The following is a 21470-nucleotide window of genomic DNA, read 5'->3' as shown; positions in this document are numbered from 1 at the left end:
GCTGCGAGAATTTGCGTATGGCCGAGATCATCCAGCGCGACGGGACCTGGGCCTTCGACGGCAGCACGGTCAGGATCACGCCGGGGCTCCACCGTTCCGTGCCGCTGTTCCGGCAGACGTACGGCGAGGTCGCCGTGCCTCTGGAGGCGGTCTCCGGGATCGTCTACGAGCCCGAACGCAAGCGTGGGCGGCTGCGGTTGCGGCTCCGCGAGGGGGCCGACCCGTTGCTCCAGGCGACGGGCGGACGGCTGCCGGACGCGGCGGACCCGTATCGGCTGACGGTGGACATCGACCGGTCCGGAGTCGCCGAGTACATCGCCGAGGAGATCCGGCACGCCCTGCTCCTCGACCAGGTGCCCAAGGAACCGGCGAAGGCGTATCTGCTGCCGGGTCCGCCCGTGCCGGTGTCGGTGCGGTCCAGCGACGGCATGGTGTCGTTCGACGGTACGCAGGTCCGTATCGACTGGGCCGACACCTCCGACCGGGTCAAGCGGGCCACCGGGCCCCGCATCGTCTCCGTGCACGATCTCGTCCAGGTCGACTGGCTGCCCAACTCCGGCTACGAGGACGGGTTCATGCGCTTCGTGACCCGCGAGACGGTGTTCTCCAAGCTGCCGCCGGAGAAGGACCCGTACGCCCTCGACCTGTGGGGAAGCGCCCGCCGCGATCTGCTCACGGCGCTCGTCGCGACCGCGGTCACCGCCCGGCTGCCGCACCCGTCGACCCGGGCGGTCGACTACGTGGAGCGCCCCCAGCTGAAGCCCGCGGTCCCGCCGCAGTCCGACCATCACGACGTACTCCTGCGCAGGCTCCGGGAGTTGGGCGAGCTGCACCGCGAGGGCGTGCTCACGGACGAGGAGTTCGCGAAGACCAAGGCGGCCGTCCTACGGGGTTTCTGACTCACCCCGCTCAACCGCCCCACCCGACTCACCCGGAGTCTCCGGCTCACCCGGCTCACCCGGCACACCCGGCACACCCGGCACACTCTGCTCACCCGGCACACTCTGCTCACCCGGAGTCTTCGGCCCGGCCCGCCCACCGAAATCCCCGGTCGCCGTCAGCTCAGCAGGTCCGGCTCGCTCCTGCTGATGTCCCGCCACAGCGGCTGGTAGTTGATCCACGCGACCAGGTCCCCGCCGAGCTGCTCGCGCGTCGAGACCGCCTGTTTGTGGTCGATGAGGATGGGGCGGCCGGCCGCCCTCGCGGTCAGCTGGACCTGGCTCGACCGTTCCATCGACAGGAACCACCAGGCCGCCGCGTCCACCGAGTCGCCCACAGTGAGCAGCCCGTGGTTGCGCAGGACGAGAGCCTTGCGGGTGCCCAGCGCGGACGCGATGCGCCGGCCCTCGTCGGCGTCCACGGCGACGCCCGTGTAGGTGTCGTACAGGGAGTGGTCCTCGTAGAAGGCGCAGCTCTCCTGGGTGATCGGGTCGAGGAGGTCGCCGAGGGCAGAGAGGGCGCGGCCGTGCACGGAGTGGCAGTGGGCGACGGCGACGACGTCCGGGCGGGCGGCGTGCACCTGGGCGTGGACGGTGAAGGCCGCCTGGTTGATGTGGTAGCGGCCCTCGATGACCTGGCCGTCCTGGTTGGCCATGACCAGGTCGCTGACGGTGACGTGCTTGAAGGGCATCCCGAACGGGTTCACCCAGAAACAGTTGCTGTACTCCGGGTCGCGCGCCGTGATGTGCCCCGAGACACCGTCCTCGAAGCCGAGCCGCCCGAACAGCCTGATGGCACCGGCCAGCCGTTCCTTGCGGTGCCTGCGCTCGTCGTCGAGCGACTCGTACATCGGGGGCATCGCGAACTGCAGCTGGTCGGTGGGCAGCGGCAGGGGCGGAGTGGGCCCGTGCATAGGTCCTCCAGCACTGGGTTCCTTTACGGAGCGGAAGTTACCGTCGGTCCGCGCAGGAGAACAGGGATGGTTGAGAAGAGGTTGAGAAGAGATAAAAGAGATACCGGAGACAGGGTCCCGAGACCCACCCGAGACACGGACGAGCCCCGGACAGCGGCGAATACGAGACACCCACGGGATGCCTGTGGGATGACAGCAAGATACCTACGGGACACCAGCGAATACACGTCACAGGATGTCGGGTATCCGCGTCAGACTCGGTCCCATGAACTGGGCAGTGTTCACCACCACGGAACCCGAACTGGCCGAAACCGTCGAGGAGCGCTTCCGCGCCTTCACCCATCACACCCTCGCCACCCTCCGCAAGGACGGCTCGCCGCGCACTTCCGGCCTCGAAGTCCGTTTCCTGAACGGCGAGTTGTGGCTGGCGATGATGCCGGACTCGCTCAAGGCCCGCGATCTGCGCCGCGACCCCCGCTTCGCCCTCCAGGCGAACCCCGGGGCGGGGACGGACATGGGCGGGGGTGACATCAGGGTGAGCGGTCGGGCGTACGAAGTGGAGGATCCGGCGGCCAAGGCCGCGTACAGCAAAGAGGTGGAACCGCCGGAGCCGTTCCACCTCTTCCGCACCGAGCTGACGGAGGTCGTACGGACCTACGTCGAGGACGAGAAGTACCTGGTCGTCCAGGTCTGGACGCCCGGAGAGCCGGTGCGGACTCTCAAGCGGACCTGAACCGCCAGGGCCCTAAGAAGGGCTCACTCCCACTCGATGGTGCCCGGCGGCTTGCTCGTCACGTCGAGGACGACTCGGTTGACGTCCGCGACCTCGTTCGTGATGCGGGTGGAGATCTTCGCCAGGACCTCGTACGGGAGGCGGGACCAGTCGGCGGTCATCGCGTCCTCGGAGGAGACCGGGCGCAGGACGATCGGGTGACCGTACGTCCGGCCGTCGCCCTGGACGCCGACGCTGCGGACGTCCGCGAGGAGGACCACCGGGCACTGCCAGATGTCGCGGTCGAGGCCGGCGGCCGTCAGTTCCTCGCGGGCGATGGCGTCGGCCTCGCGGAGGAGGTCGAGGCGGTCCTTGGTGACCTCGCCGACGATGCGGATACCGAGGCCGGGCCCGGGGAAGGGCTGGCGCTGGACGATCTCGTCCGGGAGGCCCAGCTCCTGGCCGACCATCCGGACCTCGTCCTTGAAGAGCTTGCGGAGAGGTTCGATCAGCTGGAATTCGAGGTCTTCCGGCAGCCCGCCCACGTTGTGGTGGGACTTGATGTTGGCGGTGCCGGTGCCGCCACCGGACTCGACCACGTCGGGGTAGAGGGTGCCCTGCACCAGGAAGGCGACCTCAGGACCCTCGTCCGCGATGATCTCGGCCTGTGCCTGTTCGAAGACGCGGATGAACTCGCGCCCGATGATCTTCCGCTTCTCTTCGGGGTCCGAGACCCCGGCGAGCGCGTTCAGGAACCGCTCCTCGGCGTCGACGACCTTCAGCGTGACGCCGGTCGAGGCCACGAAGTCCTTCTCGACCTGCTCGGTCTCGCCCTTGCGCATCAGCCCGTGGTCGACGTACACGCAGGTCAGCTGGGAGCCGATGGCCTTCTGCACGAGGGCCGCGGCGACCGCTGAGTCCACGCCGCCGGAGAGACCGCAGACGGCGCGCTTGTCGCCGACCTGCTCGCGGATCAGCGCGACCTGCTCGTCGATGACGTTGCTGGTGGTCCAGGACGGGGTCAGGCCCGCGCCCCGGTAGAGGAAGTGTTCGAGGACCTGCTGGCCGTGCGTGGAGTGCATGACCTCGGGGTGGTACTGGACCCCGTACAGCTTCTTCTCGTCGTTCTCGAAGGCGGCGACCGGGACGACGTCCGTCGACCCGGTGACCGAGAAGCCCTCGGGGGCGGCGGAGCAGGCGTCGCCGTGCGACATCCACACCGACTGGTCGGCCGGGGTGCCCTCGAAGAGGGTGGAGGACGGCTTGGTGACGGTCAGCTGCGTACGGCCGTACTCGCGGGCTCCGGTGTTGTCGACCGTGCCGCCGAGGGTGGTCGCCATCAGCTGGAAGCCGTAGCACATGCCGAAGACGGGGACGCCGGCCTCGAAGAGGGCGCGGTCGACGGTCGGGGCGCCCTCCGCGTACACGGAGGAGGGGCCGCCGGAGAGGATGATCGCCGCCGGGTTCTTGGCGAGCATCTCCTCGACCGGCATGGTGCTCGGCACGATCTCGCTGTAGACCCGGGCCTCGCGGACTCGGCGGGCGATGAGCTGGGCGTACTGCGCACCGAAATCGACGACCAGGACGGTGTCGGGGGCGGGGGTCGCTGCTGACACGGGGGCCTTCCGGCGGTTGGGCGGGGGTCTGTGTGGGTGATTCTACCGGGGTGGGGGTTGGACACCGCGCCGTCGTCTGGGGGCTGCCGCCCCCAGACCCCCGCTGTCGGCCTGAACGGCCTCGTCCTCAAACGCCGGACGGGCTGGAGGTGCCTGGGGCGGGCGTAGAAGCACCGTGACACACGTACGCGCAAGCCCGTGGCATACTGCCCCCATGCTCACGCACCCGACCTTCCTCTTTACCTATGGCAACCGGCCCGCCGGATGCCATGGTCGTGCTGCTTGAGCAACTGACAAGCGACTTCCCAGGCGCCCCGGGCCGACAAGGCCCGGGGCGTCTGGCGTTTCCGGGTTCTGCCGATCCGGGGCACCCCGTCACTTCCGACAAGGAGCCCCGTATGACCACCACTGACACCGCCGATGTGATCACCGACGCGCGTGAGCGCATCGACGCGCTCGACGACCGGATCATCGGTCTCATCCAGGAGCGGATGGCCGTGTCCGCCGTCATCCAGGAGACGCGGATCTCCTCCGGCGGGCGGCGCGTGAACCTGTCCCGGGAGATGGAGGTTCTCGGTCACTACCGGGACGCCCTGGGCAAGCCCGGCACCTCGCTCGCGATGACCTTGCTGGAGCTGTGCCGGGGCCGGATCTGAGGTCGGATGCGAGGTCGGATGTGAGTTCGGGCGCCGTCTCACCCGTCCGGCGCGTGACCGTCGTCCGCGGTCTTCGTTGGTACCGGTGTCCGTGCCAGCCAGGGGCGGGCCCGTACAAACCACGCGTGGCTCCAGGGTTGTGACCGGACGGCAGGGGACAGCAGCCCGGTCACCCCCGAGAACGGTCGGCTCCGGGGACGCCCGGAGTCGGCCGGCAAAGCTCAAGGCCAGGAAAGACAGAGCCCGGGCCAAGGTCAAAAAGTACAAGGCCGGGTCAAAAGGTTGCGTACTCGACGACCTTCGAGCACGATGCAAGAACGACCCCAAGTCCCGTAGCAGGCAACCGCATTGACGTATGACCCCTGACCGTCATTGGTCCAGACCAGGCGCACGCCCCTCGTACGCCGGGGCGCCGACCAGTGGGTACAGACCAACAATGCGGCGCAACCCCCCGGCGCCGCTCCCCCAGGCACCGGCGCTGCCCTGACGCCGGTGCTGACGGAGAAGGGCCCCGCGGCTCCGTCCCGCGGGGCCCTTTGCCATGCCCGAGCGCCCATAAGGCCTCACGGCACATGTGACCCAGCACACATAAATTTCGCGTGAGTGAAGAGCAACCATTCACAGCGATCGCATGTCACACGTTCAGAACCAGGGGTCACATCCGTGCCCCGCACCTGGACGTTCCGAGGTCGTGAGGTCTTCATGAAGCTTCGCCGAGCCATGGCCGCAGCAGCGGTGACGGCTGTCATAGCCCCGCTGGCGCTGCTGTCCGCGCCCGTCGCGTTCGCCGACGAGTCGCCCTCGGCCACGCCGAGCGAGCCGGCCGTCACGGAGACCCCCTCGCAGACGCCGAGCGACACCACGTCGGCGACACCCTCGGACCCCGCGCCCTCCGACACCGGCCTGCCGTCCGACGTACCGTCCTCCACCGCCTCGACGAGCGCGAGTGCGAGTGCGAGCCCGAGCGACTCCACCTCGGCCACCCCGTCCTCCTCCCCCTCGGTCTCCGCCGAGCCGAGCGAGGACCCGACGGACCCGGACGTCCCGTTCTGCGAGGACCTCGACGAGAACTACAGCAACGCCCGGGTGTCGGCCGACATCAAGGGACTGCCGGGCAAGATCGTCGCGGGCGACGGCTTCCACGCCTTCAAGCTGGTCGTCACCAACGACTCGACGACCGATCTCAAGGGCGTCGCCTTCTACGCCGAGGTCGAGAACTACGAGCTGGACGAGGCGAAGTTCCTCAGCCCCTACGTCGACCTGGAGTTCAAGAACCCCGAGACCGGCTCCTGGGACCGCATCGGCGACGACGAGTGGGCCGGCGACTACTTCTTCTACGTCGAGAAGCTGAAGGCCAAGGCGAGCCAGTCCGTCGACCTGCGCGTCAGCATCGACAAGCAGGCCCCCGCGGGCGACGCCTACTCCTTCGGCTCCGGCGCCTACATCGACAACGTCGACGGCCAGGACTGCATCGCCGAGGGCTGGGCACAGTACGACTTCCAGGTACTGAAGGCCGGTTCCTCGAACACCGACCCGGGTTCGGCCACGCCGAGCGACAGCGGCTCCAAGGACTCGGTCAAGAAGCCCCAGGGCAGCGTCTCCGAACTGCCGACCGGCAACCTCGCCGACACCGGCTCCAGTTCCGCCCTGCCGATGATCGGCCTGGTCGGCGGGGTCGCCGTCGTCGCCGGTGCGGGTGCGGTCTTCGCGATGCGTCGTCGTAAGGCGGGCACGGAGGCGTAAGCCTCCGGCACGAACAAGGGAAGGACCTGCACTCGGAGGGGGGTGCGGGTCCTTCTCTTTGCTCTACGGAGACTCCGGAGCGGTCTTCGGCTTTTGCTCTACAGAGCCTTCTTCGGCACCGCCGGCATCCCCAGGAACGGCAGCCGCAGCGCGCCGAACGCCTCCGCCGGGACCGCCGGTGCCTTCGGCTCGACCGGCCGCAGACGCTCGTACGCGGCGCCCTGGGCCGGACGTGGGTCCGCCTCGCCGTTGTTCGACCAGTACGACATCGCGCGCTCGGCCTGGGCGGTGATCGTGAGGGACGGGTTGACGCCCAGGTTCGCGGAGACCGCGGCGCCGTCGACGACCGAGATGCCCGGGTGGCCGTACAACCGGTGGTACGGGTCGATCACGCCCGTCTCGCGTGAGTCGCCGATCGGACAGCCACCGAGGAAGTGGGCGGTCAGCGGCATGCCCATCAGTTCGCCGACGTTGCTGCCGGCGAAGCCGTTGATCTCCGCGGCGATCGCGGACGCGCTCTCCGTCGCGGCCCTGATCTGCTTGGGGTTGGGGGCGCCGTGTCCCTGACGTGCCGTCAAAAGGCCTTTGCCCGCGCCCTTCGGCTTCAGATACGTGGTGAGGGAGTTGTCCAGGGACTGCATCACCAGGCCGATGATGGTCCGTTCCGACCACTGGCGGTTGGAGATCGAGCGCAGGACCAGGAGAGGGTGGCGGGCCGCGTGCGCCAGCCAGCCCAGAACCCTCGACGAGCCTTCCGCGTACGGGACTTGGAGGATCGACAGGCCGCCCATCGAGTTCGAGCCCTTGCCGTAGCGGACGGGTTCGATGTGGGTGTTCTCGTCGGGGTGGATCGAGGACGTGATGGCGACCCCGCGCGTGAAGTCGACCTTCGCCTCGCCCGTCGCCCTGCGGTAGCGGCGGTTGTCGGTCTGGGCGCCGACCAGCGCCTCCGAGTTGGTACGGGTCAGCTCGCCCAACCGCTCGGAGAGGTAAGGGAGTTGGCCGCCCGCCTTCATCCGGTGCAGGAGGGTCTGGGTGCCGTAGGTGCCGGCGGCCAGGACCACGCGGCGGGCTGTGTACGTACGGCCCCCGCCCTTCCTCTTCGCGTCCGTCGGGAGCGTGGCCACCGCGTAGCCGCCGCGTGAGTCGTCCGTGACGGACACGACCGTCGTCAGGGGGTGGACGACCGCGCCCGCCTTCTCGGCCAGGTAGAGGTAGTTCTCGTTGAGGGTGTTCTTCGCGCCGTGACGGCAGCCCGTCATGCACTCGCCGCACTCGGTGCACGCCTTGCGCGCGGGGCCGGCGCCGCCGAAGTAGGGGTCCGGGGCCTGCTCCCCCGGCGCCGCCTTCACCGACCCCTCCGCGTCCTCGCCGTCGCCGAAGAAGACGCCCACCGGCGCGAGGTGGAACGTGTCGCCCACGCCCATCCGCTCGGCCGCCGCCTTGAGATGGACGTCGGACGGGGTCGTCGTCGGGTTGAGCCGTACGCCGAGCATGCGCCGGGCCTGGTCGTAGTACGGGCTCAACTCCTCCTGCCAGTCCGTGATCTCGCGCCACTGGGGGTCGTCGAAGAACGGCTTGGGCGGTACGTAGAGGGTGTTGGCGTAGTTGAGGGAACCGCCGCCGACGCCCGCGCCCGCCAGGACCATGACGTTGCCCAGCAGGTGGATGCGCTGGATGCCGTACATGCCGAGGCGGGGTGCCCAGAGGTAGTTCTTCAGGTCCCAGGAGTTCCGGGGGAGCGTGTCGCGTGTGAAGCGGCGGCCCGCTTCCAGGACGCCTACGTTGTAGCCCTTTTCCGTGAGGCGCAGGGCGGTTACCGAGCCGCCGAAGCCGGAGCCGACGACTAGGACGTCGTAGTCGTAACCGTCCTGCGACACGATTTCTCCTCGTTGAGTGTTGTGTGCGGGCCGTCTGTGGCTGGTCGCGCAGTTCCCCGCGCCCCTAGGTGGGTTACCGCAGCCGGAATGCCTTCATCACGCGCAGGCTGCGGGTCATGAACTGGGCGTACTTCTCGTCGGTCATGCCCAGTGCCGGGGCCATCGGCAGCAGGCGCTGCTGGGCGACCGTCTGGGCCTCGGTGTACTTGAGGATGCCCTCGGAGCCGTGGCGGCGGCCGAGGCCGGAGTCCTTCATGCCGCCCATGGGCGACTGGACGCTGCCGTACGCGGACGCGTAGCCCTCGTTCACGTTGACCGTGCCGCAACGGACGCGGGCGGCGACGGCGCGGCCACGGGCGCCGTTCTTCGTCCACACCGAGGAATTCAGGCCGTACGGCGTGGAGTTGGCGAGGGCCACCGCCTCGTCGTCCGTCTTGAAGCGGTAGATGGAGACGACCGGGCCGAAGGTCTCCTCCGAGCAGACGGCCATCGGGGTCTCGACGCCGTCGAGGATGGTCGGCTCGTAGAAGTACGGGCCGATGTCCGGGCGGGCCGTGCCGCCCGCGAGGACCTTCGCGCCCTTGGCGACCGCCTCGTCGACGTGCTTCGTGACCGTCTCCAGCTGGCGGTCGCCGACCAGCGAGCCCATGTCGGCGCCGTACGCGAGGGACTTGCCGAGCCGCATCGCCTTCGTACGGGCGACGAAACGCTCGACGAACGCGTCGGCGATCGACTCGTGGACGTACAACCGCTCGATGGAGATGCAGAGTTGGCCGGCGGAGGAGAAGCAGGCCCGGACCGCGCCCGCCGCCGCCTTCTCGATGTCGGCGTCCTCCAGGACCAGCATGGCGTTCTTGCCGCCGAGTTCGAGCGAGACGCCGACCAGTCGCGCGGCGGCGCCCTGCGCGACCTCGCGGCCGGTGCGGGTGGAGCCGGTGAAGGAGACGTAGTCGGCGTGCTTGACGACCTCGGGGCCGACGACCGGGCCCTCGCCGAGGACGACCTGGAAGACATCGGCGGGCAGCCCGGCCTCGATGAGGATGTCCCTGGCCCAGAGGGCCGTGAGGCAGGTCTCCGTGTCGGGCTTCATCACGACCGCGTTGCCCGCGACGAAGGCGGGGATCGCGTCGCCGACGGACAGTTCCAGCGGGTAGTTCCAGGGGGCGATCTGGCCGACCACCCCGCGCGGGTGGCGCAGTTCGGTGACCTTGGTCAAGGTCGGCATCGCGCCCGCGTGCCGCTTCGGCTTCAGATAGCGGGGGGCCATGCGGCCGTAGTGGCGGGCGGCCACGGCGACGGCCTGGACCTCCTCGTGGGCGTGCAGGCGGGCCTTGCCGGTCTCCAGCTGGATGAGGTCGAGGACCTCGGCCTGGCGGGCCAGCACCAGGTCGTGGAAGCGGAGCAGCACGGCGGCGCGCTGCCGTACCGGGGTCTGCTCCCAGACGGCCTGCGCGGCGCGGGCCCGCTCGTACGCCTTCTCCACGTCCTCGGGGGTCGACTCGGGCAGGTCGGCCAGCTTCTCACCGGTGAACGGGGAGTGGTTGGCGGTGCGGCCGGAGCCGACGACCCCCTTGGTGAGCTGGGCGACCAGCTCGGGCGTGACCACGTCCGCGGCGGTGCGGGCGCCTGTGGGCGCGGGGGCCAGGGGGTTCGTACCGGTGGGGGCGTCGGTGCCGGGCTTTACCGGGGCCTGCGAGTCCGTCATGAGCCGCAGGGTATGACGGACTCGCAGGCTTTGGGTACCCATGGGTAACCCGGATTCACTGTCTCCGCACAAGCCGCCAGTGACCACTGGCAACGAATCCGCTGATCAGGGCGTTGGGCGCGACCTGAAGTCACTGCTTCTCGATTTCGAGCTGGTCGCGCGCCCCCTTGAAGACCTCGGTGCCCCGCTTCTCGTCCGGTGTCCCCTTGGGCATGTCGACGCGCAGCTCGTACAGCCGGCCGTCGTCGGTCAGGATCTCCACCTGCATGACCCGGACGAGCCTGCCCTCCGTGTCGTACGTGGTGTCGGCCTGGACGGACTTGTAGCCGTCGACGGTCGTGTTGGTGTACTGGGTGCTCGACTGGCCGTATCCCGCCCAGATCTCGGCGGCGTGCTGCGCCTGGCCCATGGGCGAGCGGGGCGCCCTGTCCCACAGGGTGAGGCGGACCTGGATGACCTCGTCGTTGTCGTAGATCGCCATCCGGGGCTGGTCGTCGGCGTCGCCCTGCTCGTGGAAGCGGACGTACTGGCGGGGCAGGGCGAGCACCGCCCTCAGGTCTTTCTCCTCGTGCGCCAGCCAGCTGCCGAGGGTGGGGAGGGCCTCGGTCGGCGCGGGGACGGAGGTCGGTACGGAAGGGGGTGCGGCGGACGGGGGTGCGGCGGACGGGGTGCCGGGCGCCCCCGCGACCGCCGCGTCCTCGCCGTTGGTCTCGATGATCGTGCCCTCGAACAGCATGCCCACGCCCACGAGAACGACGGCACCGGCCAGCACCGCGAGGGCCACCCGCAGCCGACGCCGGCGCCGCCCGGGCTTCGGGGCGGGCAACGAGGTGGCTCGGGTCTCGGGGGAGGGCTCGGGTACGGGTGTGCCAGGAACCGGTGTGGCGGCAACCGGCTTCTCGGGCTCGGGCTCGGACTCGGCTGAAGCGCTGTCCCCCCGCAACCGCACCGTTCCGGCGTCGTCCGCGAACTCCCTTATCCCGGACGGCTCCTGAGCCACCGTCAACTCCCCGCGCTCCGGCGCCTTCGGCAGCGGCCAGCCCTTCGCCACCGCCTCCAGGGCCGCCGTGACCTCGTCCGCGTCGGGGCGCTCGGCGGGGTCCTTCACCAGCAGCCGTACGAGCAACGGGCCGAGCGGGCCCGCCTGTTGGGGCTGTGGTGTCTCGGCGGCGAGGATCGCGGCGAGCGTGGACTCCAGGGTCGTACGGCGGAAGGGCGACCAGCCCTCGACGGCCGCGTAGAGGAGCACGCCGAGCGACCACAGGTCGGAGGCCGGGCCCGCGCCCCGGCCCGACATGCGCTCGGGGGCGATGAACTCGAGGGAGCCGACGAACTCGCCGCTCATCGTGAGGGATTCCTCGCCCATGATGTGGGCGATGCCGAAGTCGGTGAGGACGACCCGGCCGTGCCGTCCGAGCAGGACGTTGGCGGGTTTCACGTCCCGGTGGACGATCCCCACGGAGTGCGCGGCGCGCAGCGCGCCGACCACGGCGAGGCCGATGCGCGCGGACTCGGCGGGCTCGATGGCACCGCGCTGGAGCACCTCGTGCAGGGACTCGCCGCGCACCAACTCCATGACGATCCAGGGGAGTCCGTCCTCGACGACGACATCGTGGACGGAGACGGCGGAGGGATGGTCGACGCGCGCGGCGGCCCGTGCCTCCCGGTGGAGGCGGTGGGCGATCCGCTGATGGGCGGCGTCCTGCGGGTCCCCGGGCAGCCTGGGCTGCTTGACGGCGACCTCGCGCTCGACCAGCTCGTCCTGGGCTCGCCACACGGTGCCCATGCCGCCGGAGCCGATGCGCTCGGTCAGCCGGTACCGGCCACCGACCAGCCGCCCCTCGTCGCCCTTGGTCCCCCGGCCCGTACCCCTGTCCCCTCCGCCGTCCCCGTCATCGCTCATGCCCCATCCCTACCCTGCGGGGGTGACGCTTGTCGACGCCGGTTCAGGGCGTCCGTCGTACGGCGGGGCAGTGCCGTACGTCCGACCGTCGCCGCCAGTTTGCGCAGCCGGCGCCAGTCCATGGGTGGCGTCGGCGCGGGAACGCCGGGCCGGTTCCGGGGGACGCGGACGCGCAGGGCGCCCGGTTCGACGCGGCAGCGGACGGGGGTGGGCAGGACGAGGGCCTCGCCGTCGAGGCCGACCTCGATCTCGGGCAGGTCGGCCTCGACGACGACCTCGTGGGCGGTGACGACGGTCATGCCGGTGGCGTACCGGCCGAGGAGCAGTTCGGCGGCCTGGGCGGCGTCCTCGACCTTGATGCCGAGCACGCCGAGGACACCGGCGTCCAGGCGCTCACGGCGGCCGAGGCCGGCCAGGTCGTCCATGCGGTAGCGGTTGTTGCTGACGAGCAGGGCCTGCGGTGCGTGGACGGTGGTCTCGCCGTCGCGCGTGTCCGCCTGGGGGTACGCCCGTGCGGTCAGTGTCGCGCCGCGCTCGAAGGTGAGCAGCTCGGGCAGCAGGCCCAGGGTGGTGCCGACCTTGTCGTCGCGGTAGGCGGGGCTCTGCACGATCGAGGCGTACGCGCCGAAGGAGGCGTTGTTGACGAAGGGGCGGCTGTCCGCCGTACCGTCCACGTGGGTGTCGAGGAAGCCGAGGTCCACGCGCAGCTCCACCCCACCCGCGTCCGTGAGGGCGTCGAGGCACGTCGCCGGGTCGTCGCGGTCGAGGCCGAGGTCCATGGCGAAGTGGTTGCGCGTACCGGCGGACACGACCAGGAACGGCAGGTCGTGTTCGGCGGCGACGCCCGCGACGAGGGCCTGGGTCCCGTCGCCGCCGGCCACTCCGAGCAGATCCGCGCCGGCCGCGACCGCCGCCCGGGCCAGGGCGACGACGTCCTCGGGCTCGGGTTTGTCGGGGTCGAGCAGATGGACGCGGGCGCCGAGCCGCTCGGCCTTCTCGCGCAGCCGGAAACTCTCGACCTTGCCGCCGCCGGAGCGCGGGTTCATGAGGAGGAAGGGCCGGCCGGGCGCCGGCACCTCGTACTCGCGGACCGGCACGACATGGGATCTGGTGCTGCTCAGCGCGAATTTCCCGGCCCACAGGGCGACACACCACAGGACGAGGGAGCCGAGCGCGGGCCCCAGCAGATTGGCCGCGGCGAAGAGGGCGACGACAGCGATCGGGGTGGCGACGGCGAGCACCGCCCCCACGGCCCGTACGAGGCCGCGCCGGGCGAGCGCCCACCACAGGCCGGAGGCGGTGAGCACGGCCCCGCCGACGCCGACCGCCGCGAGCAGCAGGCTGCCCATGCCCGCGTATCCGATCGGCAGCAGCACCGCCAGCCCGGCGGCCCCGAGCGCCCCGCGCGCCGCCCAGCGCTGCCGGGCATGCGCACGCCCGAACAGCTCGATGCCCACGCCGGTACCCATGTCCATGTCGACGTTTTAGCAGAGTTCGTAAGCCGCCCATACTCAGGCCCCCGCCGAGCGGGATGATCACGGCGGACTTTCCTTGAAGACACGATCGGGTCACGGTATCTTCACGAGTCAGCCGCCGCACATATCCGAAAACGGCGCACGCATTCGCACTTCACCCTCCACATTTCGCCCTTCGTATTTGGCCCCTCGCACTTTTGGAGAACGTGACGATGACCGTGCCCGAAACGGATGCCCCGAGACAGCACGAAACGCATGGAACGGACGAAATAGAGATAAGACACTACGTCTCGCGGGCCGAACTTCGCGGTACCCGGGTGCGATTGGCCGGATATGCCTATCTGCACCGGGTGGAGACCCATGACGTCACCACCGAACTCGTCGTGCGCGAAAGGGAGACGGGAACGGAGTACCGGCTGCCCGTCACCCACACCGCGTCCCCGCACCTCGGCGCCGACGAGGACGAGGGCAGATTCGCTTACGAGAAGGCCGGGTTCGAGGCCGCCTTCGACATCGACACCCTCGCCGACGGCTCGCCCCTCGACGACGGGCTGTGGGACATCTCGCTGGCCGTCGGCGCCCAGGGGCTCATGCGCGAGGTGCGCATAGGCAGCAGACGGGCCGACCGGCTGGCGGGCCGTCCCGACGTACGGATCACGGAGACCGTACGAGGTCGGCGTGCCGTGACCCTCTACACGACCGTCCCGTACGGCAACTACACGATCGACCTCGGCGAGCGGAAGCACCCGGTGCTGAAGCGGCTCACCTTCGGGGCCGTCCGCTGGCACGCCGGCCGTCCCACCGAGCTGCTGGTCACCGGCCGCTGCACCCTCGGCGCGTATCCGCGCGGGGCGCTGACCGTGCACCTCACCAACGAGGACGAGCCGGGCGCCACGGCCGTCTTTCCCGCCGTACGCCCCCCGCACGGCGAGCAGTTCACCGTGCACATACCCGTCCCCGAGCTGGCGCCCGGCGTGTGGAACGGTGAACTCCGGCTCGGGGAAAGAGTGTTGCCGCTGCCGCAGCCGCCGAAGAAACTGGGTGCGGCCAAGTGGTGGCGGCGAAGCGGACTCTGGTACGCGAAGCCGGTTTTCCGGCCGGAGGGCGGATTCGCGCTGCGCGTGGGGAGCACCGGGAAAGCGGGACTTCTCAGGGCGGCTCCCGGTCTCCTGAATCGCCACTTCCTTCGCTAATCGACGAACGTGTCCAGGGCGACGTCGAAATACTCCTTCGCCTCCCGCACCTTGCCGACGGGCGCCGACACCCATACGTCGTACATCCGCCCGCCCTCCTCCCAGCACAGGTCGTAGGTGTGGCGCGGTCCCTCGGTCGTGCTGAAGCCGTTCCAGGTGAACTCCCAGAGTGCGGCGGCCTGTTGACCATGCACGGTCTCGGTGACCCGTCCGTCGCGGTAACCGGGGTTCGAGGAGGGCCCGTTGGCGTCCGCCCGCTGCATCACCCCGAGCGGGCCGCCCGGTTGGGGGTCGACGACCCTGATCCCGAGGCGGAAGGTCTCTCCCGGTGACAGATAGAAGACCCGGTCCTTCTGCTCGGTCCGCGTGAAACCGTCCGGCACGGCGAGGGAGAAGCCGCGTGGGTCGTGGGCGAGGCGGTAGCCGGAGGGAGCGGTCCGGGCGGAAGGACTGCTGGAAGGAGAGGGAGAGGGAGAGGGCCCGATCGTGCTGGGCGACACCTCCGTCGCCCCCGACACCGTCGCCGTGCTCCCCGGCCTCCCACCCCCGCCGTCCTCCGAGTTCATCAGCAGCGCCGCCGCGGACACCCCTGCCCCGGCCAGCGCCGCGACCAGCACCGCGGCGATGAGCACGGCCCGCCCGGAGGGCCGCGACGCCTGATCCGCCGTACGAGAAGAAGAGGTACGAGGGGATGGGGTACGCGATGAAGGGCGACGCAGGGAGAGGGTGCGAGGTGACGGCGTCGGCGCCGGTTTCCCGCCGGAGTCCTCGCCCCGCCGGTCCTGGTGCCGGGCCGGTGAGTACCCGGCCGACAGCTTCGGCGTACGCCCGGTCGCCCGGAACGCCCGCAGCATCCGTTCCGCCTGTGCCGCGTCGAGCCGCCGCTCGGGATCGCGCTCCAGGAGCCCCCGTACGACGGGCAGGAGCGGCGCGGCCTGGGCCGGTGGCCGTACCTCGTCGATCACGACGGCGTGCAGGATGCCGCCCAACGAGTCGCGCCGGAACGGCGATTCACCGCTCAGCGCCGTACAGATCAGCGCACCGAGCGACCACAGGTCGGACTCCGGCCCGGTCCTGGTCCCGGACATCCGCTCGGGCGCGGTGTACTCGGGCGAGCCGACGAAGGAGCCGCTCTCGGTGAGGGTGGTCGCGCCCGCGACCTGGGCGATCCCGAAGTCGGTGAGGACGATCCGGTCGGTGCCGTCCTCCAGGAGGACGTTCGCGGGCTTGATGTCCCGGTGCAGGACACCGGCGGCATGGGCCGCGCCCAGGGCGCCGAGCAGGGCGATGCCGATCCGGGCGGCCTCGTCGGCGTCGACGGGGCCGCCCCCGGAGATCCGGTCGGCGAGCGAGCCACCGTCGATCAGCTCCATGACGATGTACGGGCGTTCGTCGTCCTCGACGACATCGTGGACGACGATGATGTGCGGATGGTGCAACTGCGCGACCGCGCGCGCCTCGCGCAGAGTACGGTCGCGCCGCAGCCGGGCCTCGTCCGCCGAGAGGGAGGTGTCCTGCGTCAGCTCCTTGACCGCGACCCGCCGTTCGAGGAGCTGGTCGGTCGCCCGCCAGACGACGCCCATGCCGCCCCGGCCGAGTCTGGCCTCCAGGCGGTACCGCCCGGCGATCACACGGAAGCTGTCCCCCTCGGTCCCCATGAGCCTCATCATGCCGCAACGGAGGACAGGACTCCGGGGCGCCGAGCGGCGGATGACCGACAACCGCCCTACCAGGCGTGCCGCTCGTGCCGCGGTGTCAGCCGGAGTTCGGGCGCCAGCCCCGCAGCACCGCCGTGAACTGCTCGCGCGCGGTCGCCCAGTCGGCCGCCGGGGAGGACATGTAGAGCAGGTACTCGGCCCCGTCGCGGCCGAGATACGCCTGCTCGATGGCCCGTCGCGGCCCCGGGAATCCTCCGTCCTTCGCCAGCGCGGTCCAGGTGAAGTCCCAGAGCGAACCCTTGCGGTCGCGGTAGACGTTCGACTCCAGGCTCACCCTCCTGTACTCGCTGAGTTTCTGGAGCTGCTGTTCCAGGTCGAGTTGGTGGAGGTAGGGGTCGTCGAAGTCGGTGTCCTCGTCGATGGCTATCCGGAGGAAGTGCTCCCCGCCGTCGGGCGAGTAGTCGATCTGCCCGTTCGCCTCCGTCCGCGTCCACCCCTGGGGCAGCGAGAGACTGAAACCGGCCGGATCGTCGACCCGCACCCAGTCCTTCGGCACGGCGCCCGGCACGGCGGAGGGCTGCCCACTCGCGCTTTCCGTAGCGGAGGGAGAGCCGGAAGGTGTGGCGGACGGCGAGGCCGAGACGGCCGAACCGGCCTTCTTCGAACCGGAGTTCCACTGGTGCAGCCCGAACGCCCCGCCCCCGCCGACGAGCACGACCAGCGCGGCGACGAGGGCGACCGTACGACCCCGGCGGCGCGGGCCGGCCGGGGCGGCGGGACCCGCCTGGGCCGGGCTGATCGGACCGAACGCCCCCTGGACCGGCGTGGCGGAGCCGACCGCCGCCCCGCCCATCCGGAAGGTCCCGACCTCCCCCTCCGCGGGCGTCCTCATCGCAGCCCCCGTATGAAGCGTCGGCACGTACTGCTCGGCCGCGCGGGGCCGTCGCCCCTCCGCCGCCTCCGCGAGCATCTGCTCGGCCTCGGCCGCGCCGGGCCGTACGGCGGGATCCTTGAGGAGCAGGGCCGTGATGACGGGCCCGAGCGGACCGGCGTACCGCAGCTCGTCGGCCTCGTCCTCGACGACCGCCTGCATGGTGGTCAGCGGGGAGGTGCGGCGGAACGGGGAGCGGCCCTCGACGGCCGTGTACAGCGTGGCGCCGAGCGCCCACAGGTCGGAGGAGGGTCCCGGGTCCTCGCCGCGCAGCCGCTCCGGGGCGAGGTAGTCGACCGAGCCGACGATCTCCCCCGTACGCGTGATGGTCGTGTCCCCCTCGACCTGGGCGATGCCGAAGTCGGTGAGCAGGACGCGGCCGTCCTGGGAGAGCAGGACGTTGCCGGGCTTGATGTCCCGGTGCAGTACGCCGGCGGCGTGTGCGGCGGTCAGCGCGCGCAGCACCCACAGGCCGACCCGTGCGGCCTCGCGCGGCTCGATCCGTCCGGCCTCCTTGACCGCGTCGGCCAGCGAGTGGCCCTCGACCAGTTCCATCACGATCCACGGCCGGCCGTCGTGGTCGAGTACGTCGTGCAGGGTGACGACGGCGGAGTGGTTGATCCGCGCCGCCGCGCGCGCCTCGGCCCGGGTGCGGGCGAGCAGGACGGCCTTCTCGCTCTCGGACACGTACAGCGCGGCCGTCAGCTCCTTGACGGCGACGGCACGGTGCAGCAGCTCGTCGTGCGCACGCCACACACGGCCCATGCCACCGCTGCCGATGACATCGACGAGCCGGTAGCGGCCCGCGAGAAGCAGGCCCTGCATCTCATTCACGTTTCCCCGCAATGGTCTTGACAGGGGCAAGACTAAGGAGCCCCCTCGCCGGAGGGAACCGCAGGGGTGCCTACGGGGACAGCACTGTGACGGTTCTGCCCGTCAGGCCTGCCCTCATGGTCAGCCGGTGAACTGATAGGTGGCCGCCGCCTGTTCGTACAGGCGCGTCACCTCGTCCCGCTCGGCCTCCGGCCCGCGCACCTGGACCACGTGGTACCGCCCGTCGACGACTATCGCGAGATTGCGTACGAACACCTCGCCGCCGGAGCTGTTCTGCCAGGTGAACTGCCCCTCGGCCATGGTCCGTCCGCCCACCTCGATGGTCCGCATCCCGCTGGACGTGGCCCAGGTCGAGTCGCGGAACGGCTGCAGCTCGTACTCCCGCTCCCGCTGGTACGCCATCGGATCGGCGCCGTACTGCTGCGTGGTGTCCCGGCCCGGTACGACGATCAGCTCGAACGAGCCGTGCGAGTACACGACTTGGCCGCGCCCGTTCTTCGCCGCCCGGTCCCACCCGTTGGCGACGGCGACCCGGAAGCCCTCGGTGTCGGTACGCACGGTGAAGCCGGCCGCGACATCGGGCCCGGTGGTCGTCTCCGTCTCGGACGAACCGGCCGACGGGGAGGCGCTGTTGCCGTTCCCGCCGCCGGGCGAGGTCTGCTCGGGCCGGGGTTCGCTGCTCGCGTCCGGGTTCCCGGCCGACTGCTCCGGCGCCGTGCTCACCTCTCCGGCCGAACCGGTCCGCTCCCCGTCCTGATCCCCGCTGCTCTTGGCCTTCGGCATGAAGAACATGGCGTACGCGATCGCCGCGGCCAGTACGAGCAGTATCAGGAGGAGCAGGTTGCGGCCCAGTCTGCGTGGCGCCCGCTGCTCCTGCCTGCCCCGCTTGTGCCGGCCGTGCGGACTGTTCGCGGGCAGCCGTGCCCGGCGCCTGCGCACCAGCTCGCCCCGGCGCCGTACGATCGGCAGCCGGCGCGGATCGGTGGGCGGCGCGGCGACGGTGTGCAGACCGGCCTCGGGCTCCGGCGCCGAGCGGACGAGGGAGCGCAGCCAGCCGTTCAGCTCCTCGAAGTCGAGCCGCTCGGTGGGGTCCTGGCGCAGCAGCGACTCCACGACGGGCCTGAGCGGGCCGCACTCCTCGGCGAAGGCGGGCGGCTCGGAGCACACCAGCTGCACCAGCTCGGCCGTCGACTCCTCGGGGTAGGGAGCGTGCCCCTGTACGGCCCTGAAGAGCAGCGCGCCGAGCGCCCACAGGTCGGTCGCGGGACCGATGGGCGGGGCCAGCTGCCAGTTCTCGTGCACGGGACCGGCCTGCTCGGGCGCCCACCGCTCGGTCACCGCCCCTACGACGGCCATCCGCGCCTGCCGTGCCCGCTCGGCGGCCAGCGGGGTCGCGGGCCCACGCCTGGGGGCACCGGCGGCGACCACGTCGTCCCAACGGCCTGGGGGCCGACCGGGGACCCGGTCGGCGGGCGGGACCTGGTCCCGGGGCGCGTCCTGGGGCGCGTCCTGGGGTGTGGCCTGCGAATGAGCGGGGGTCAGCGGCCAAGGCTGCTGGTGTTGCTGATGCTGGTGCTGCTGATGCGGAACACTGTCGGCGACCCCGCCCGTCGCGGCGCCGTTCGCCGCGGCGGGGAGTGCGCTGCGCGCCTGTCCGGTGTACCCGGGCTGACCGGGAATCCCGGTCGCGGGTGCGATGCCACCGTTCCAGGCAGCCGCCGTACGCACGCCGTAGGGGTCGGCGATCTGCCCCGGAGGCGGAGTCGCCGGGCCACGCTCCACACCGGTGCCGTGCGCACCGCCACCGGCGCCGCCCGACTCGATCGACGGCCGGGCACCGGGCAGTGCCGTACGCCCGCTCTGCTCGGCCTCCTGGACCCGGGCCGCGGCCCGCGCACCCGCCCGATACGCGGCGATCGCGCCGGCCCGCGCCGCACGAATGTCCCCGCCGGTCTCCAACGCCCGCCGCTCACCCCCGGCGGAGCCTCCGTCGCTCCCCTCGGCACCGGTCCCGGGCGCCCCGCCACCGGCCCGCGCCTCGATCGCGGCACGCCGGGCAGCCTCGGGATCCCCTCCGACATCCCCGGCGAACGTCCCACCGGGAACCCCGTAGCTCCCCCCGGCACCGGCTCCGGACACCCCACCGCCCCGCGCCTCGACAGCGGCACGCCGAGCGGCCTCGGGATTCCCTCCGGTACCCCCAGCGAACGTCCCACCGGGAACGCCGTAACCCCCGCCCGCGCCAGGACGACCGGCCCCGCCACCCGTCCGCGCCTCGATGGCGGCACGCCGGGCGGCTTCGACATCCCCGGCGGAAGGCCCGGCGAACGTCCTCCCGGAAGCCCCGTAGTTGCCGCCCCCGCCGGGGTGGCCCGAACCGCCGGGCACCCCCTGGCGCCCCGCCGCACCCGGACCACTCGCCAACGGAGCCGGCGACTGCCCGTACCCTCCGCCCCCGCCGCTGCCGCCCGCCGAACCCGACGCCGCGCCGCCACCGGCACCCGGAGCGCCAACTGCCGCGCCCCCTATGGCCTTCGCGCCCTCGTGCGCCCCAGCCGCCCCTGACGTGTCCCGGCCGGGCACCGGGTCGTACCCGCACAGCGCCTCTTCCGCCGCTCCGGCCGCCAGCCCGGTGAGCATCACGCGCCCGTCGTCGCAGACGAGCACCGTGCGCTCGGTGATGTTGCGGTGCACCCAGCCATGGGCGTGCAGCACGCGCAGTGCCATGAGGACGTCGGCGGCGACCTCGGCCGCGCGGTACGGCGTCAGCGGCTTCTCGGCGAGCAGCGACTCCAGCGACCGCGCCGGCACCAGTTCACTCACTATCCACAGCGAGCCGCCCTGGGCGAACACGTCGAAGACCTGGTCGAGCCGTGGGTGGTCGGGGATGGACGCGGCGGCCTGCGCGGCCTCGATGGCACGCCGTACGGCGGGATCGCTGGGCCGACGTGTGGCCGTGGACCGTGTGTCGGCCGCTCGCGCCCGATGCCCGTCCCGCGCCACGAACCCGTCCGGCAACCCGTCCGAGTCGAGCACCTCGGCCTCGACGACCTCGGGCAACGGCACCTGCCTGACCAGGACTTCCTGCCCGCTGTAGGTGTCCCAGGCACGCGTCTCGCGGAGTTCGAACTCGTCGGACGCAGGCAGCGGCAGGCGGTAGCGGTCGGCGAGCACCCGCCCCGCATATTCCTCCACGATGCCTCCCCCGGCCGCCCGGCTGCTCAATTCCGTTCGCCATACGTCCCGTTCTGGATGCGTACGGTCCGCAACCACTCACGATACGTGCCGGAGGCAAGTCACAAAGAGAGGATG

Annotated in this window: 14 protein-coding genes; 5 read left to right on the top strand and 9 right to left on the bottom strand. The window is 71.2% G+C overall.

The window, feature by feature from the left end:
• The first annotated feature begins 17 nt into the window (after positions 1 to 17).
• On the top strand, positions 18 to 899 hold the full coding sequence (locus ACFYXF_RS43730; RefSeq protein ID WP_389358391.1) for a DUF4429 domain-containing protein: 882 nt from the start codon (positions 18 to 20) through the stop codon (positions 897 to 899).
• A gap of 158 nt (positions 900 to 1057) precedes the next feature.
• Here ACFYXF_RS43730 and ACFYXF_RS43725 read toward each other — a convergent pair whose 3' ends face one another.
• Positions 1058 to 1852, bottom strand: coding sequence for a class II aldolase/adducin family protein (locus tag ACFYXF_RS43725; protein ID WP_389358389.1), 795 nt, complete (start codon positions 1850 to 1852; stop codon positions 1058 to 1060).
• A gap of 265 nt (positions 1853 to 2117) precedes the next feature.
• Between ACFYXF_RS43725 and ACFYXF_RS43720 the strand changes: the two genes are divergently transcribed.
• On the top strand, positions 2118 to 2585 hold the full coding sequence (locus ACFYXF_RS43720) for a pyridoxamine 5'-phosphate oxidase family protein (protein ID WP_389358387.1): 468 nt from the start codon (positions 2118 to 2120) through the stop codon (positions 2583 to 2585).
• Between the two features lie 23 nt (positions 2586 to 2608).
• Here ACFYXF_RS43720 and guaA read toward each other — a convergent pair whose 3' ends face one another.
• Positions 2609 to 4180 carry a glutamine-hydrolyzing GMP synthase gene (gene guaA, locus ACFYXF_RS43715; RefSeq protein ID WP_389358385.1) on the bottom strand — a complete coding sequence of 524 codons (1572 nt, stop codon included), beginning with the start codon at positions 4178 to 4180 and terminating at the stop codon, positions 2609 to 2611.
• 245 nt (positions 4181 to 4425) lie between these two features.
• Here guaA and ACFYXF_RS43710 point away from each other — a divergent pair, with 245 nt between their 5' ends.
• Positions 4426 to 4836, top strand: coding sequence for a chorismate mutase (locus ACFYXF_RS43710; RefSeq protein ID WP_389358383.1), 411 nt, complete (start codon positions 4426 to 4428; stop codon positions 4834 to 4836).
• Positions 4837 to 5538: 702 nt separating this feature from the next.
• Positions 5539 to 6579, top strand: a complete 1041-nt coding sequence (locus tag ACFYXF_RS43705) for an LAETG motif-containing sortase-dependent surface protein (protein WP_389358381.1) — start codon at positions 5539 to 5541, stop codon at positions 6577 to 6579.
• Positions 6580 to 6677: 98 nt separating this feature from the next.
• Here ACFYXF_RS43705 and ACFYXF_RS43700 read toward each other — a convergent pair whose 3' ends face one another.
• The 4 genes from ACFYXF_RS43700 to ACFYXF_RS43685 form a co-directional block, all read right to left on the bottom strand.
• Positions 6678 to 8459 carry a GMC family oxidoreductase N-terminal domain-containing protein gene (locus tag ACFYXF_RS43700; protein WP_389358379.1) on the bottom strand — a complete coding sequence of 594 codons (1782 nt, stop codon included), beginning with the start codon at positions 8457 to 8459 and terminating at the stop codon, positions 6678 to 6680.
• A gap of 73 nt (positions 8460 to 8532) precedes the next feature.
• The gene (locus tag ACFYXF_RS43695; RefSeq protein WP_389358377.1) at positions 8533 to 10164 is read right to left on the bottom strand and encodes a succinic semialdehyde dehydrogenase; all 1632 of its coding nucleotides are present in this window, start codon (positions 10162 to 10164) and stop codon (positions 8533 to 8535) included.
• 130 nt (positions 10165 to 10294) lie between these two features.
• Positions 10295 to 12067: a protein kinase gene (locus ACFYXF_RS43690; RefSeq protein ID WP_389358375.1), complete on the bottom strand. Its 1773-nt coding sequence runs from the start codon at positions 12065 to 12067 to the stop codon at positions 10295 to 10297.
• Positions 12064 to 13524: a diacylglycerol/lipid kinase family protein gene (locus tag ACFYXF_RS43685; protein ID WP_389358645.1), complete on the bottom strand. Its 1461-nt coding sequence runs from the start codon at positions 13522 to 13524 to the stop codon at positions 12064 to 12066. Before ACFYXF_RS43685 ends, ACFYXF_RS43690 begins: the two co-directional genes overlap by 4 nt.
• Positions 13525 to 13865: 341 nt before the next feature.
• Here ACFYXF_RS43685 and ACFYXF_RS43680 point away from each other — a divergent pair, with 341 nt between their 5' ends.
• Positions 13866 to 14735 (top strand): hypothetical protein, encoded by an 870-nt coding sequence (locus ACFYXF_RS43680; RefSeq protein ID WP_389358373.1) that lies wholly within the window; start codon positions 13866 to 13868, stop codon positions 14733 to 14735.
• Here the strand turns inward: ACFYXF_RS43680 and ACFYXF_RS43675 are convergent.
• From ACFYXF_RS43675 to ACFYXF_RS43665, 3 genes are all read right to left on the bottom strand, one after another.
• Positions 14732 to 16393: a serine/threonine-protein kinase gene (locus ACFYXF_RS43675; protein WP_389358371.1), complete on the bottom strand. Its 1662-nt coding sequence runs from the start codon at positions 16391 to 16393 to the stop codon at positions 14732 to 14734. The genes ACFYXF_RS43680 and ACFYXF_RS43675 overlap by 4 nt on opposite strands.
• Positions 16394 to 16490: 97 nt before the next feature.
• The gene (locus ACFYXF_RS43670; protein ID WP_389358642.1) at positions 16491 to 18149 is read right to left on the bottom strand and encodes a serine/threonine-protein kinase; all 1659 of its coding nucleotides are present in this window, start codon (positions 18147 to 18149) and stop codon (positions 16491 to 16493) included.
• A 129-nt stretch (positions 18150 to 18278) separates the two neighbouring features.
• Entirely contained in the window at positions 18279 to 21353 is a 3075-nt protein-coding gene (locus ACFYXF_RS43665; protein WP_389358369.1) for a protein kinase, read from the bottom strand.
• Between the last annotated feature and the right edge of the window lie 117 nt (positions 21354 to 21470).

Origin of the sequence: Streptomyces sp. NPDC002680 (assembly GCF_042889145.1) — a bacterium.
GTDB classification, from domain to species: Bacteria; Actinomycetota; Actinomycetes; order Streptomycetales; family Streptomycetaceae; genus Streptomyces; species Streptomyces adonidis.
Note: the sequence above shows the minus strand (reverse complement) of the source record. Positions and strands in the feature narration are given on the sequence as shown.

Bases quoted from the DNA above. Each gene is read 5' to 3' on its own strand.
- ACFYXF_RS43730 (WP_389358391.1), top strand. From the start codon at position 18: ATGGCCGAGATCATCCAGCGCGACGGGACCTGGGCCTTCGACGGCAGC.
- ACFYXF_RS43675 (WP_389358371.1), bottom strand. From the start codon at position 16,393: ATGGGGACCGAGGGGGACAGCTTCCGTGTGATCGCCGGGCGGTACCGC.
- ACFYXF_RS43710 (WP_389358383.1), top strand. From the start codon at position 4,426: ATGGCAACCGGCCCGCCGGATGCCATGGTCGTGCTGCTTGAGCAACTG.
- ACFYXF_RS43695 (WP_389358377.1), bottom strand. From the start codon at position 10,164: ATGACGGACTCGCAGGCCCCGGTAAAGCCCGGCACCGACGCCCCCACC.
- ACFYXF_RS43725 (WP_389358389.1), bottom strand. From the start codon at position 1,852: ATGCACGGGCCCACTCCGCCCCTGCCGCTGCCCACCGACCAGCTGCAG.
- ACFYXF_RS43720 (WP_389358387.1), top strand. From the start codon at position 2,118: ATGAACTGGGCAGTGTTCACCACCACGGAACCCGAACTGGCCGAAACC.
- ACFYXF_RS43690 (WP_389358375.1), bottom strand. From the start codon at position 12,067: ATGAGCGATGACGGGGACGGCGGAGGGGACAGGGGTACGGGCCGGGGG.
- ACFYXF_RS43670 (WP_389358642.1), bottom strand. From the start codon at position 18,149: ATGCAGGGCCTGCTTCTCGCGGGCCGCTACCGGCTCGTCGATGTCATC.
- ACFYXF_RS43705 (WP_389358381.1), top strand. From the start codon at position 5,539: ATGAAGCTTCGCCGAGCCATGGCCGCAGCAGCGGTGACGGCTGTCATA.